This window comes from Thalassolituus sp. UBA2009, from assembly GCF_002335285.1.
GTDB lineage: Bacteria > Pseudomonadota > Gammaproteobacteria > Pseudomonadales > Oceanobacteraceae > Venatoribacter > Venatoribacter alkanivorans.
On record NZ_DDCJ01000141.1, the window covers coordinates 71,020 to 84,053 of the forward strand.

The 13,034-nt window shown below is 53.1% G+C and carries 10 protein-coding genes; 7 read left to right on the forward strand and 3 right to left on the reverse strand.

The genetic code is table 11. The features are described 5' to 3' along the window. Positions 1-105: 105 nt before the first annotated feature. On the forward strand, positions 106-495 hold the full coding sequence (locus B3P58_RS17070; protein WP_145468309.1) for a DUF3127 domain-containing protein: 390 nt from the start codon (positions 106-108) through the stop codon (positions 493-495). 221 nt (positions 496-716) lie between these two features. After that, a complete protein-coding gene (locus B3P58_RS17075) occupies positions 717-1,526 on the forward strand; it encodes a glutathione S-transferase family protein (protein ID WP_286719266.1) in 810 nt (269 codons plus the stop codon). 15 nt (positions 1,527-1,541) lie between these two features. Here B3P58_RS17075 and B3P58_RS17080 read toward each other — a convergent pair whose 3' ends face one another. Then, a complete protein-coding gene (locus B3P58_RS17080) occupies positions 1,542-2,012 on the reverse strand; it encodes an RrF2 family transcriptional regulator (protein WP_286719268.1) in 471 nt (156 codons plus the stop codon). Positions 2,013-2,156: 144 nt separating this feature from the next. On the opposite strand from B3P58_RS17080, the gene B3P58_RS17085 reads away from it, so the two are divergent. Further along, complete coding sequence (locus B3P58_RS17085) at positions 2,157-3,116, forward strand: NAD(P)/FAD-dependent oxidoreductase (protein WP_286719269.1); 960 nt, start codon at positions 2,157-2,159, stop codon at positions 3,114-3,116. Between the two features lie 88 nt (positions 3,117-3,204). Here B3P58_RS17085 and B3P58_RS17090 read toward each other — a convergent pair whose 3' ends face one another. Next, the gene (locus B3P58_RS17090) at positions 3,205-4,920 is read right to left on the reverse strand and encodes a beta-ketoacyl synthase (RefSeq protein ID WP_286719271.1); all 1,716 of its coding nucleotides are present in this window, start codon (positions 4,918-4,920) and stop codon (positions 3,205-3,207) included. A 214-nt stretch (positions 4,921-5,134) separates the two neighbouring features. Between B3P58_RS17090 and B3P58_RS17095 the strand changes: the two genes are divergently transcribed. From B3P58_RS17095 to aceF, 4 genes are all read left to right on the forward strand, one after another. After that, entirely contained in the window at positions 5,135-6,121 is a 987-nt protein-coding gene (locus tag B3P58_RS17095) for a GlxA family transcriptional regulator (RefSeq protein ID WP_225692568.1), read from the forward strand. A 98-nt stretch (positions 6,122-6,219) separates the two neighbouring features. Further along, positions 6,220-7,257 carry a hypothetical protein gene (locus tag B3P58_RS17100; protein WP_286719273.1) on the forward strand — a complete coding sequence of 346 codons (1,038 nt, stop codon included), beginning with the start codon at positions 6,220-6,222 and terminating at the stop codon, positions 7,255-7,257. Positions 7,258-7,629: 372 nt separating this feature from the next. After that, positions 7,630-10,308 carry a pyruvate dehydrogenase (acetyl-transferring), homodimeric type gene (gene aceE / locus B3P58_RS17105; RefSeq protein ID WP_286719274.1) on the forward strand — a complete coding sequence of 893 codons (2,679 nt, stop codon included), beginning with the start codon at positions 7,630-7,632 and terminating at the stop codon, positions 10,306-10,308. Between the two features lie 13 nt (positions 10,309-10,321). Then, positions 10,322-11,986, forward strand: coding sequence for a dihydrolipoyllysine-residue acetyltransferase (aceF, locus tag B3P58_RS17110; protein WP_286719276.1), 1,665 nt, complete (start codon positions 10,322-10,324; stop codon positions 11,984-11,986). Between the two features lie 122 nt (positions 11,987-12,108). On the opposite strand, the gene B3P58_RS17115 is transcribed toward aceF, so the two are convergent. Next, entirely contained in the window at positions 12,109-12,978 is an 870-nt protein-coding gene (locus tag B3P58_RS17115; RefSeq protein WP_286719277.1) for a CPBP family intramembrane glutamic endopeptidase, read from the reverse strand. Positions 12,979-13,034 lie beyond the last annotated feature (56 nt).

Sequence of the window (13,034 nt, forward strand, 5' to 3'; positions counted from 1 at the left end):
AAGCATTGCAGGTGCGGAGTCGCTTCAGGCTCCAACCCTTGTACCATCAATGTTATGATCGCTCCCAATACAAGATCTGATTTAACTCATTATTCAGGAACCCCCATGTCCAAAAACTTCGAAGCTCAGGGAATCATCCATTCCATCGACGAAACCCGTTCTTACGGTGCCAATGGTTTTACCAAACGTGAGTTTGTGATCAAGCTGACCGGCGATGGCGAGAAGCCGGAGTACCCTAATTACGTCGCGCTGGAGCTTCTGAAAGACAAGTGTGCACTGATGGATGCTTACCGCGTTGGCGAAGAGGTGGTGGTGCATTTCAATCTGTCCGGTCGTCTGTGGGCCAAGCCGGGTAACCCGGAAAAATGCTTTACCAGCCTGCAGGCATGGCGTATTGAGCGTGCCGGTGCTGAAGGTTCTGCTCCGTCGGCTGGGGCAGATTATGATCAGTTCGCGCAGACCATGCCAAACTACGATGATGATGTGCCGTTCTGAGTATCGGCCTCCCGCTGAATAAACGAATCTGAAAAAGCGCAGCCATTTGGCTGCGCTTTTTTTTAACCTCTTGCTGTTGGCAGTGTATTGCCTGTCAGCCTTCAGTTTTTTGCCAACTACGCCACCGACAGGGGTTTTCCGGCCTTTATTCTCTCCGGTTTGAACCTTACCCCGGTGTACGGGCGTGCGCACAATGGCCGCTTTTCTGCCGGAGTGGTTGTATGGCAAACAGGGCGCTGACGTTATTCACCATTAATATGTCGCATTACAGCGAGAAAATCCGCTGGCTGCTCGACTATGAAGAGATTCCCTATCAGGAAATTGCGCTGACGCCGGCGCTGCATACTGTACCGATGTGGCTGAAAGGGCGGCGCGCGCAGACCACGGTGCCGTTACTGCAAAGCGGTAAAACCTGCATTCAGGACAGCCCGCGCATTGTTAACTGGCTGGCCGGGCATCACAGTCCGCTCGACAGTATGCCCAGCGAAAAACAGCAGGAGATACTGGCGGTGCAGCAGCGTTTTGATGCCATTGGTAAGCCCATTGCGCGTTATTTATATCTGCCGGGTTTTGCCCATGATGCCTTAATTCGCACCATCTGGACGCAGTTTGCAAAACCCTGGGAGCGGCGTTTTATTACGCTGGCGTACCCGCTGATTAAACCGGCATTCAGAATTAAATTGCGTATTTATCCGCGTGCGGTGACGCAGGCAGAGCAGTTGATTGACGCTGAAATCCGCTGGCTGGAGCAGCGGCTGCAGCAGCTGGAGCTGGAGCAAGGGGAGCAGGAAAGGAAATTTCGTTATCTGGTAGGCGATGCGTTTTCATTTGCCGATATTGCCGCAGCCTCCATTCTGGCGCCACTGGCGTGTCCGCGCGAACATCCTATTTACGGTGAAGCAGAATTCCGCACCAAAATGGCCGGGCCGGCACAGCAATGGGCTGACAGTCCGGCGCTGCAGTGGGTGCGTGATATCTATGCAGAACACCGCGGTAAGGTATGGGCAAAATTGCCGGCTAAGGCTGCTTAAGTTTTACTGCTTCTGTCACTCTGGGTTGGCTGCTTTGTCGGTGGCTTTGTCAGTAGCTGCGGGCAAGCGCCCGTCGGGCGAATACCCCACGGCCAGCTGATCCAGTGTCACCTGGCTGAAGCGCTCCAGTACCAGCGCTTCGGCTTCCTGCAATACATCGGTAATCGCGCCGTTTACCGCCTGTTCTATCGGGCAGGCGGTGTGTTCGTCGGTCAGACCGATGGTAAATAACGAGCTTTCTTTCAGTGCGCGGTGAATATCCTGCAGCGTAATGTCGGCCAGCGGTGTGGCCAGTTGCCAGCCACCACCGTGGCCTTTGCCCGAGCTTACATAGCCTTCGGCTTTCAGAATCGCCATGGTGCGCCTTACCACCACCGGGTTGGTGTGCAGCATCTGCGCAATCTGGTCCGATGTCAGCGGAGCGGTCTGGTAATGCATATGAACCAGTACGTGCAGCATGCGTGACAGGCGGCTGTCTTTTCTCATGATGTATCCGTGATGTGAGTGGCGATGGCTGATGGCGCATATTCTACGCGGTTTTATCATGACACATTAAAAGTATCATGAGTTGATTTTTCCATCTTAAGTAACTTATATTGTTTCGTGAGTGAATGAAACGGAGGAAATGTCATGACGCACGCAACTCACCCACAAAACAGCCATACCTTTAACATTCAGACCCGTACGCCGGACATCTATGACTGCCTGATCATCGGCGGCAGCTTTGCCGGTTTATCGGCGGCGCTGCAACTGGCCCGCGGCCAGCGTCAGGTGCTGATTCTTGATGCCGGGGAAACACGCAACCGTTTTGCCGAAGCATCCCACGGCTTTTTCACCCTCGATGGTGTCTCTCCGGCCGAGGTACGTCAGCGCGCGCTTGAACCCTTGCTGGCCTACCCAACGGTCAGCCTGCGTCAGACCCGCGTCACGGCGGCACGCAAGAACGAAGAGGGCTTTGTGCTGCAAAGTGACGATGGCCAGGAGGTAAAAGGGCGAACCTTAATTCTGGCGACGGGTGTGGCCGATCAGCTGCCGGATATTCCCGGCCTGAAAGAGCGCTGGGGTAAAAGCGTAATTCACTGCCCCTACTGCCACGGTTATGAACTGCGTGGTCAGCCGATAGCCGTTCTGGCCGGTTCAGCGCATTCGGCGATGCAGGCCGCGATGTTGCCGGACTGGGGGCCGACTACGTATTTCACGCAGGGCGATTTCGAGCCGGACGATGACCTTCTGCCGGTTCTGATACGGCGTGGCGTCGTCATTGAGCGCACGCCGATCGTTGCTATTGAAGGAGAGGGTGATGCGGTGTCAGCTGTACGTCTGGCCGATGGTCGCCGTATTGCGGTCGGCGCCGTTTATGTTGCTCCGCAAACTCAGATTGCGCAGGCACTGGTTGAGCAATTGGGGCTCGCTACCGAAGAGGCACCCACCGGGCTGATGATCAGCGCCGATGCCATGCGCCAGACCAGCGTGCCAGGTGTGTTTGCCGCCGGTGATACGGCAATGCCAATGCATAATGCCACGCTGGCTTCCGCATCCGGTGTGATGGCCGGAGTAGCGGCGCATCGCTACTTAATTTTTAACCAGTAACGGCTTGTCGCTGCTTAATGTTTAAAAAGTAGCGGTGCACCGTTATTTAAATAAAGTTTATACCGCACGATTAAAAGCAGAGCAGCCGTCAGAGACTGACGGCCTGCTCCCAGCCTTTAATACGGATTTCGCTGTCGGAAATCTGCAGATCTTGCGGTTCCAATACATTTTCACCAAAGCAGTAGCGCGGTTTAATCTTCCCGGCGGTCATATTCTGATCGTAATCCTGCGCCTGTTGCTGAATAAATTCATTGCGTGACAGATAGTCTTTCCAGCGCTGCGGACCGTACTTATGTGCCAGTAATTTATGCGTTTGCTGCGGGCTGACAAAAAATCCGGAGGCGTTATTACCGCCAAAACCTTTGGCATTAATAAAGGCTAACGGCATTTTTTCGGCATTAATCGGCTGGTGCTGCAGCAGAATATTCAGCCCCTGCTGGTGCACATCGTCGGCAATTTCGGTGGTCGTGGTAATGCCGGGAATCATATGGTTAGCCCAGCTGCCGAGGCTCATCAATAACTGGTCGGCGGAGGCGGCGGCAATGGAGTGGCCGAGGTGTGCTTTAACGGCGGTTACCGGCCAGTTCTGGATATTAAAGGCGCCGGCCAGTTCGCTGAAAATATGCGACTCTGTTGTACGGTTCGCTGGCGTACTGCTGCCGTGGGCCTGAACAAAAGAGCCATGACGCAGGGCATCTTCACCCAGCCAGCGGCGGGCTTCGGCCATGGCTTTGCCCATGGTCAGGTAGTTGCCGACACCGGGGTTGGATATGGATTTTTTATAACCGTCGGCATTTACAAATACATCACCTACCGCGGCATGAATGGTCAGGCCTAATTCCAGTGCTAATTCATCATCACAGAGCACAAAAAACTGCGCAGATTCGGCGATGGTAAAACCACCGTTATGGCCAAACGGGCGGCTTGCCCGGCGGAAATCAGGAGTTTGTCCGGTATTTAAACCGTCTAAGTCGCGTAATTTCTGTTCGGTAATTAACGCCGTCATGGCGCTGTAACCTTCGACAATTTCCGGCGTGAGTGGCGCTTCGCTGTTACCGACAATCACCAGCCGGCGGCGGCCATTCTGAATATCATCCAGTGCGACTTTTAAATTGTATAAAAAGGTCGCGCAGGCACCGACCATACTGCCGGTGGCGCCGACATTACCCAGTACATAGGCATTAATAAAATCGGCGGGCATTTCGCTCAGGCCCAGCGCACATTGTTTGGAACTGGTGCGCTTGCCCAGCAGGGAAGATTGCAGCATGCCACCGTGGCCATTGCCGTCGAGCTGGCCCATGGCAGAGCCGGCATAAACGGCGATTTCGTCAGGCTGTAAACGCTGGCGGATAGCATCCCAGTTCATACCTAGCTGGCCCAGAGCGTCGGAGGCGGCATAGACCGCCATCTGCAGTCCGCGGGGATGATGGTGTGATGGGTACAGCGCGGCCGGGTCAAAGCCTTTGGGTGTTTGTCCGGCACTTTGTACCGCCAGACGCTTATGGCTTAAACGCCAGCAGGGAGTGCCATCGCTGTCGGTAAATGGCTGGTGAAAAGGTACGGCACTGGCATCCCAGTCCATATTGTCCCAGCCGCGTACCAGAGTGCCGTTGATGATCTGTTCACGCCAGGCAGCATCGCCGTTCAGTGGCAGATTCATGCTTTGTGCCAGAGCATTCAGGGTGGCCTGTTGCTGCTGGCTGCCCAGCTCATCCATAACCAGACGCTGGTAAGCATGGTGTGCTGAACTGCGGCCTGCAGCGTTAATGCCACCAAAGGCGGTAATAACGGCCAGTTTTCTCATGATTGCTCTCCTGATAACGCAGGCCCGGCGGGGTAAAACATCTGCCGGGCGGACAAATGGGGGAATAAGGCCATTGTAGGAGTGCATTCTGCTTAGCTATTAGGATACTCTGGACAAATATGGTGATAAAAAAGACGCCATTACAGAGGCGGGTTCACAGCTGTGTTGCGCAGCCTGTTAAGTGAACGTTGCCGTTGCTGTTTAAGGAGCCGGAATGATCCGCCATGTCACCCTGCTGGCCATGGGCCAGATGCTCAGTTCAAGTGTTGCTATTCCGCTGGAAATGCTTGAGGCCACACGGGCGCGATTACGTCTGGCGCGTGATCCGCGTGCGGTGTTTCAGGTAGACGTGGTGGCACAGCAATTACAGCCGCTGACCATGCTGGGTGGTTTTCAGATCCGTCCGAGCAAAATTCTGGATGAAGTTGAACACACCGATTTAATTGTGGTGCCGGCACTGTGGCGTAACCCAAAACCGCAACTGGCGCAGCAGGCCGATACCATTGCCTGGCTGGCGCGCCAGTATCGCGCCGGTGCCAGCATTATCGCCATTGGTACCGGCGTTTGTTTGCTGGCAGAGGCCGGACTGCTGGATGGCAAGCCGGCCACCACACACTGGCATTATCTGGATCAGTTCGCGCGCGATTACCCCAAAGTAAAATTGCAGCGCCAGCATCTGCTGACACAGGATGGCCGGCTGTATTGTGCGGCCAGTGTGAATTCCGGTGCCGATTTAATGGTGCATTTTATTGGTCTGCAATATGGCCGTGAGCTGGCGTTGCAGGTAGAACAGCAGTTTTCACCGGAGGTGCGTAACCCGTTCGAGAAAAAAGTCTTTTACGCCGATCAGGCGCATCAGCACCCCGATGAAGTCATCGCCCTGGCGCAAACCTGGCTGCAGCAAAATGTGCAGAAACCATTGTTGTTAAGTCAGCTGGCGGCTGATGCCGGTTTAAGTGAGCGCCAGTTTGACCGGCGCTTTCGTGCAGTTACCGGTACCACACCGACGCAATATCTGCAGAAATTACGCTGTGACAATGCCCGCGATTTATTGCAGAACTCCAATCTGAGTGTGGCCGATATCGCCGCCGCCGTGGGGTATAACGACGGTGGTTATTTTACCCGGATTTTCCGCCGGCTGGCCGGGCAGACGCCGGCAGAATACCGCAAAAAAGTGCGGGCCAAGTTGTTCAGCAGCTGAAACAGGCTGTTTGGGATAACGACTTTAATAATACGGTCATCCTTTCCATTTTTATTGTAATCTTGAGCCCGTCAGGGAAATTACTTTATGGATAAAAAATGTACGGAAACTTATTAAGAATACTGCTTTTTGTTCAGCTGGCGTTAATTATTACTCCTGCGCAGGCAGGTAAAAATAAAGACTATTCAGATCTGACCTATTATTCGCTGAGCAGCAATAATACCTTTCCGGACGCTGCTTATCAGTCGCTCACCGGGTTGGGTGATGACGATCTGGTTGTGGCTATCAGCCTTGATGACACTCCCTATCAAAAGGAGATCAGTTTCAGGGTGGAAGCCGTAGCCGGAAAACTTTATGCGCCGGATATTGTTGTGCTGGATGAACATTTTCGCGTTATTCAATTAACCAGCTCCTATGTGGATATTGATGCCTGCGATGACGATCTGGATCATTATGTTGTACTCAATAGCGAAGCCCGTTATCTGGTGATAAAACCAGGGCATCGGGGAAACAGAAAAGAATGGGATATTTGTTTCGCGTGGCCGTTGCTGCCTATATTACCTTTGCCAATTTTCTATCCCTCTTCGGTTTATTCCGCATATGAGCCGGAAGGGAAGTCCAGTCTGGAAATAGACAAGGTATGGAATGAACGAACGCGCTTTTTCTGGTCTTCTGAGCTGGAAAGTAATGGTAAGGATTTTTTGCGCAGCAGCGACAATCCGGACTTTAAAACCCCACCCAGTGTGAACTTTCATCTCGGCGCTGATGTGCCTTTAAATCCTACGTCCTTTCTCCGCGCCACCCTGGGCGCGCGCTTTACCACGGTCAACGATCAGCAGCAAAAAGGTCAGATGCTGTACCTCGGCGCCGGTTACCGGCCAACACAAAACTGGAATATCAGTGCCGGACTGCGGGCGGAGTTTAACCGCAGCCAGATTGCTCCCTGGATTGATTATCAGGGCAATGCAGCGGTGAAGTATGACACCAGCTATGGCTTGCGCCTGGGAGCGGGTTATCACCTCGGCCGTTCCTGGAGCTCTGAATTGTCAGCAACCTTGCTGGAGCTGGAAACCCAGTCGGGCGTGTCGGTGTCTGGTAGCAGTTTGTCGCTGGCGCTCGTTTATCACTTCAATTAACCGCTATCAGCGGGACGCCCGGGCAGTGTTACTGGTCGGGCGTCGTTCTCCGCTTTTGCGCCTCCTGAATTCCTCTCTACGACCTTGGTGGTAAAAATTGGTCATTCTGTAAAAAAACTACAGGAATCCATTGTCAACGCCGTTTGTTCAGTGCAGACTGGGTTTTGTCAAGGTTTTATGGGCTTTTATTCTGTAAAAGTACTACGAAATAACCTTGGTAAAACTACCTAAAGGGTCTTATCTATGATCATTTTTAAAGAAAAGGATAATAGGTAAGACCAATTTAGATGGGGTTGCAGCTCATAAGGCTGTAACGGACTCAGTGCCGGACTTATCGGTTGCGGCACGTACAATCAGGAGACCGGAGTTCAGATGACACACGATGTCGATGTTTACGAAACCCAGGAATGGCTGGATTCACTGCATGCTACCATTCGTCACGCGGGCCCTGAGCGGGCTGCCTTCTTACTGAAAAAACTCTTCGACCATGCCATGGCCAAAGGCGTTGCTTTGCCGCCCGCCATTACCACGCCATACCGCAATACCATTGCCCCGGAAAAAGAAAAGCGCATGCCCGGCGATTTATTTATGGAACGCCGTATCCGCTCGTTAATCCGCTGGAACGCGCTGGCGATGGTGATGCGCGCCAACGATAACGACGAAGGCCTGGGTGGCCATATTGCTTCGTTCTCGTCGGCCGCGACCTTATATGACGTTGCTTTTAATTATTTTTTCCGTGGCAACGATGATGGTCACCTGGGTGACCTGATTTATTTTCAGGGCCATTCGGCACCGGGTATTTATGCGCGCTCTTATCTCGAAGGGCGCTTTGACGAGCAACAGCTCGACAGTTTCCGCCGCGAAGTCGATGGCAATGGTCTGTCGTCTTATCCGCACCCATGGCTGATGCCCGATTACTGGCAGTTCCCGACGGTATCCATGGGGCTGGGGCCAATTCAGGCAATTTATCAGGCGCACGTGATGCGTTATTTATCCGCCCGTGATCTGGTTGCCCGTGGCGACCGTAAAGTCTGGGCCTTTCTGGGTGACGGTGAATGTGACGAGCCGGAAACTCTCGGCGCTATTTCTCTGGCCGGACGCGAGCAGCTGGAAAACCTGATTTTTGTCGTTAACTGCAACCTGCAGCGTCTGGATGGGCCGGTACGTGGTAACGGCAAAATTATGCAGGAACTCGAAGGCGTATTCCGTGGCGCCGGCTGGAATGTGATTAAAGTGGTGTGGGGACGGCACTGGGATATTCTGCTGGAAAAAGATAAATCCGGCATGCTGCAGAAACGCATGGACGAAGTCTGTGACGGTGATCTGCAGAACTACAAAGCCAATGGTCCGGCCTATACCCGTGAACATTTCTTTGGCGCTTATCCGGAATTAAAAGAACTGGCTGACGAACTGACCGATGACGATATCCGCAAACTGAATCGCGGTGGTCATGATCCGTTTAAAGTCTATGCCGCTTATGCGGAAGCCGTTGCCCATAAAGGCCAGCCAACTGTGGTGCTGGCGCAAACCGTAAAAGGCTATGGTCTGGGTGATGCCGGCGAATCGGCCAATATTACCCACTCGGTGAAAAAACTCGATAAAGAAGCACTGAAGCAATTCCGTGACCGCTTTGCCATTCCACTGACCGATGACCAACTGGATGATGTGCCGTATTACCGTCCGGCGCCGGACAGCCCGGAAATGAAATACATGCGCGAACGCCGCGAGCAGCTGCATGGTTTTGTACCGTCACGCCGTCCGGATTTTGAGCCTTTAAATGTCCCGGCACTGGAAGCCTTCCAGAGCCAGCTCAGCGGCAGTGGCGAACGTGAATTATCGTCGACCATGAGTTTTGTGCGCGTGCTGTCACAGCTGGTTAAAGATAAAAACATTGGTCAGCGGGTCGTGCCTATTGTGCCGGATGAAGCCCGTACTTTTGGTATGGAAGGCATGTTCCGCCAGTTGGGTATTTATTCCTCTGCCGGGCAGAAATATACCCCGCATGATTCCAATCAGATCATGTATTACAAGGAAGATAAAAAAGGCCAGATACTGGAAGAGGGTATCAACGAAGCCGGTGCGATGTCGGCCTGGATTGCGGCGGCGACGGCGTACAGTAACAGCCATTGCCCGATGATTCCGTTCTATGTGTTTTATTCGATGTTTGGTTTTCAGCGTATCGGCGATCTGGCCTGGGCGGCTGGTGATATTCAGGCGCGCGGCTTTTTAATCGGAGCGACCTCCGGCCGTACCACCTTAAACGGTGAGGGGCTGCAGCATCAGGATGGCCACAGTCATTTAATGGCGCACACTATTCCTAACTGTAAATCCTACGACCCGACCTACGGTTTTGAGCTGGCGGTCATTATTCAGGATGGTTTAAAGCGCATGTACGGGCAGCAGGAGAACTGCTTCTATTATATCACCACCATGAATGAAAACTACGCCCATCCTGATATGCCACAGGGGGCCGAAGAAGGCATTATCAAAGGTATTTATCTGCTGAAAGGTGGTAAGAAAACCAAGGCGACCGAACCCCGGGTACAGCTGATGGGGGCTGGGTCTATTTTGCGTGAAGTGGAAGCTGCAGCGGATATTCTGCGCGCCGATTACGGCGTTGAGTCGGATATCTGGAGCGTAACCTCGGTGAACGAACTGGCGCGTGATGGTCAGCGCTGTCAGCGTGAAAATCTGCTTAAACCGGATGCTGAAGCGCAGGTGCCGTATCTCACTCAGGTACTGGCCGATAAAAAAGGCCCGGCGGTGCTGGCAACGGATTATATCAAGTCGTATGGCGAGCAGTTGCGTGCCTTTATTCCGCAAAGCTGTGGTGGTGCCGCAGGCTTTAAAGTGCTGGGAACCGATGGTTTTGGCCGCAGTGATACACGTAAAAAGCTGCGTCATTTCTTTGAAGTCAGCCGTGAATTTATCGTACTGGCCGCCCTCAGCAGCCTGGCCGAAGAAGGTAAGCACTTCACTAAAGATGATCTGTTGAAAGCGCGCAAAGCCTTAGGCATTGCGGCAGACAAAAACGACCCGACCCTGTGCTGAGAAGGAGGCCATCATGAGTAAACTGACTGTGACTGTGCCCGATATCGGTGGTGCAGAGAATGTGGAAATTATTGAAATTAATGTCGCGGTGGGCGACAGCGTAAACGCCGATCAGGATTTACTGGTACTGGAAACCGATAAAGCAACGATGGAAATTCCGTGCCCGCAGGCCGGTAAAATTCTGGCGTTGCTGGTTAAGGTTGGCGATAAAGTCTCTGAAGGCTCGGCCATTCTGGAGCTGGAATCTTCAGATTCCACAGAGTCTGCGGATGCTGAGCAAAAAAGCGCAGAACCATTGGCTGCTGCGCAAGCGCCTGCTCAGGCGGCTCCGGTGGCAGAAATAAACGCCGGTTCAGCAGCAGATAGTGTGGAAAGTCTGATTGATCTGGTGGTGCCTGATCTGGGCGGTGCCAGTGAAGTCACCGTGATTGAACTCTGTGCGCAGCCTGGCGACACCCTCAGTGCTGATGATTCGCTGATCGTACTGGAAAGCGATAAAGCCAGTATGGATATACCGGCACCACAGGGCGGCACTTTAAAAGAGTTGCTGATTAATGTTGGCGACAAAGTGAAAGAGGGCCAGGTGTATGGCAGGCTGCTGACACAGGCACAGCCGGGCTCTGCAGCATCAGCTCAACAGACATCGGCTCAGCCAGCGTCAAATAAAGCGGTGGAGAATGCACCAGCGCCAACAGCGGCGGCTGTTTCTGCGGTGCCTGTAGCTGCCGTGTCTGAAACGACGAGCAGTGCAGAAAAAACTGATATTCATAATGTCTACGCCGGTCCGTCTTCCCGTCGCCTGGCGCGACAGCTGGGTGTCGATTTAACCAAAGTAAAAGGCACGGGTGACCGCAGCCGTATTACCAAAGACGATATCCGCGACTACGTTAAAGCGCTGGTAAAACAGGCTGAAAGTGGCGTTGCTGCGGTGACTTCTGGCAGTGGTATTCCTGCTGTTCCGGCAGTTGATTTTGCACAATTCGGTGAGATTGAACTGCAGCCGATGAGCAAAATTAAAAAGATCACGGCGGCTAATATGAGCCGTAACTGGCTGAATGTGCCGCACGTTACGCAGTTTGATGAAGCCGATATTACCGACCTGGATGCTTTCCGCGCTTCGATGAAAGCGGAAGCAGAAAAACAGGGCGTTAAACTGACTCCGCTGCCGTTTTTAATTAAGGCCGCGGCCAGTGCCCTGACGCTGGAGCCCAGCTTTAATGTATCGCTGCATCATGATGGCGAACATATGGTGCAGAAACACTATGTGCACATCGGTATTGCCTGCGATACGCCGAACGGCCTGATGGTGCCGGTGCTGCGTGATGCCGATAAAAAAGGTATTTATCAGATTGCCCGTGAAGCCAGCGAGCTGATTGAAAAGGCCCGTAACGGTAAGCTCAAACCTAACGAAATGCAGGGTGGCTGCTTTACCATTTCCAGTCTGGGGGCGATGGGCGGCACAGGTTTTACGCCGATTGTGAATGCACCGGAAGTGGCGATTATGGGGGTATCGAAGGCGCAGATAAAACCACAGTGGAACGGCAAAGAATTTGTGCCGCGTAATATGCTGCCGCTGGCGGTCTCTTACGACCACCGGGCGATTAACGGTGCTGACTGTGGCCGCTTCTTCACCACGCTGGTGGCGTTGTTGTCGGATGTGCGTCGTCTGATTTTATAACCAAGCGTGTTATCGCGGGCATGGCCCGCTCCTACGAAAAATCGGCGTCTCTTGAAAGGAGCATATTTGGGTAGGAGCGGGCCATGCCCGCGAATACCTGTAGTCTTAAGGATATATTCCTCTCAGCGCAGCCATTGCTCAGGCAGACCTTTGGTCTGAATCATCGCGGCAAAATCCATGGCCAGTGCAATCATCACATGTACCGCAACACCACCCCAGATTGAGCGTGACTTTAACGCCAGAATGCCAAGAAAAAAGCCGAATAAAATTGCGCCGGTCGACTCCAGCCACAGCTTAGGAAAATGCAGCATCAGATAGGGCAGGCACATCACCGCAACCGATAAGCTGCCAAGCTGTGGCCGCAGGCCGTTCACCAGAAAACCGCGGAAGAAAAATTCAACGGCAATAAACTGGGTGATGTAAATACACTCCCAGAGCAGCAGATCAAGCCAGCTTTTATGGGCCAGATTATAAAAGGGGTAGTGGTTGGCGAAGTCGTCGCGGAAGCTGGCCATAATGGCAAAGAACACAATCGGTGTAGCCAGCAGACAATAACCTAACCAGTGCTTATGCACCTCGCCCCATTGCCAGCCATAATCACGGACGGATTGCTTCAGCACGTATCTGATGGTGAGCATTGGGATAATAATAAAGGTCAGCAAGTGCCAGCCTCCCCACCAGACATAACCCAGTAATTCGCGGTACTGGCTGCGCTGATAGCTGATCAGCCACTGGTGGTTGTCAATGGCAAACAGGTTTTCCAGTAGCGGGATTGCAGTACGCAGATTGCTCGAGTATTTCAGGTAATGCAGCATCAGTAAGCAAACGCAGGCAACGGCAATCACAATCCAGGCACGGTTTTTTAAGGTTGCCGGGCTGACATTCTGCCGCTCCTGCTCGGCCTGCTCATCAATAGCGCTGACGTGAGACCAGATCTGTTTCGGGTGCAGCCAGTACAGCGGGTTATGCAGGGTTCTGGATTGAGACGACATAAACATCCTGTTTGTTAATTCAGAGCGCCCGGCGGCGCTTGGTTAATGCAGGTGCC

Coding starts and splice junctions, on each gene's coding strand:
- B3P58_RS17070 (WP_145468309.1), top strand. CDS start 106: ATGTCCAAAAACTTCGAAGCTCAGGGAATCATCCATTCCATCGACGAA.
- B3P58_RS17075 (WP_286719266.1), top strand. CDS start 717: ATGGCAAACAGGGCGCTGACGTTATTCACCATTAATATGTCGCATTAC.
- B3P58_RS17080 (WP_286719268.1), bottom strand. CDS start 2,012: ATGAGAAAAGACAGCCGCCTGTCACGCATGCTGCACGTACTGGTTCAT.
- B3P58_RS17085 (WP_286719269.1), top strand. CDS start 2,157: ATGACGCACGCAACTCACCCACAAAACAGCCATACCTTTAACATTCAG.
- B3P58_RS17090 (WP_286719271.1), bottom strand. CDS start 4,920: ATGAGAAAACTGGCCGTTATTACCGCCTTTGGTGGCATTAACGCTGCA.
- B3P58_RS17095 (WP_225692568.1), top strand. CDS start 5,135: ATGATCCGCCATGTCACCCTGCTGGCCATGGGCCAGATGCTCAGTTCA.
- B3P58_RS17100 (WP_286719273.1), top strand. CDS start 6,220: ATGTACGGAAACTTATTAAGAATACTGCTTTTTGTTCAGCTGGCGTTA.
- aceE (WP_286719274.1), top strand. CDS start 7,630: ATGACACACGATGTCGATGTTTACGAAACCCAGGAATGGCTGGATTCA.
- aceF (WP_286719276.1), top strand. CDS start 10,322: ATGAGTAAACTGACTGTGACTGTGCCCGATATCGGTGGTGCAGAGAAT.
- B3P58_RS17115 (WP_286719277.1), bottom strand. CDS start 12,978: ATGTCGTCTCAATCCAGAACCCTGCATAACCCGCTGTACTGGCTGCAC.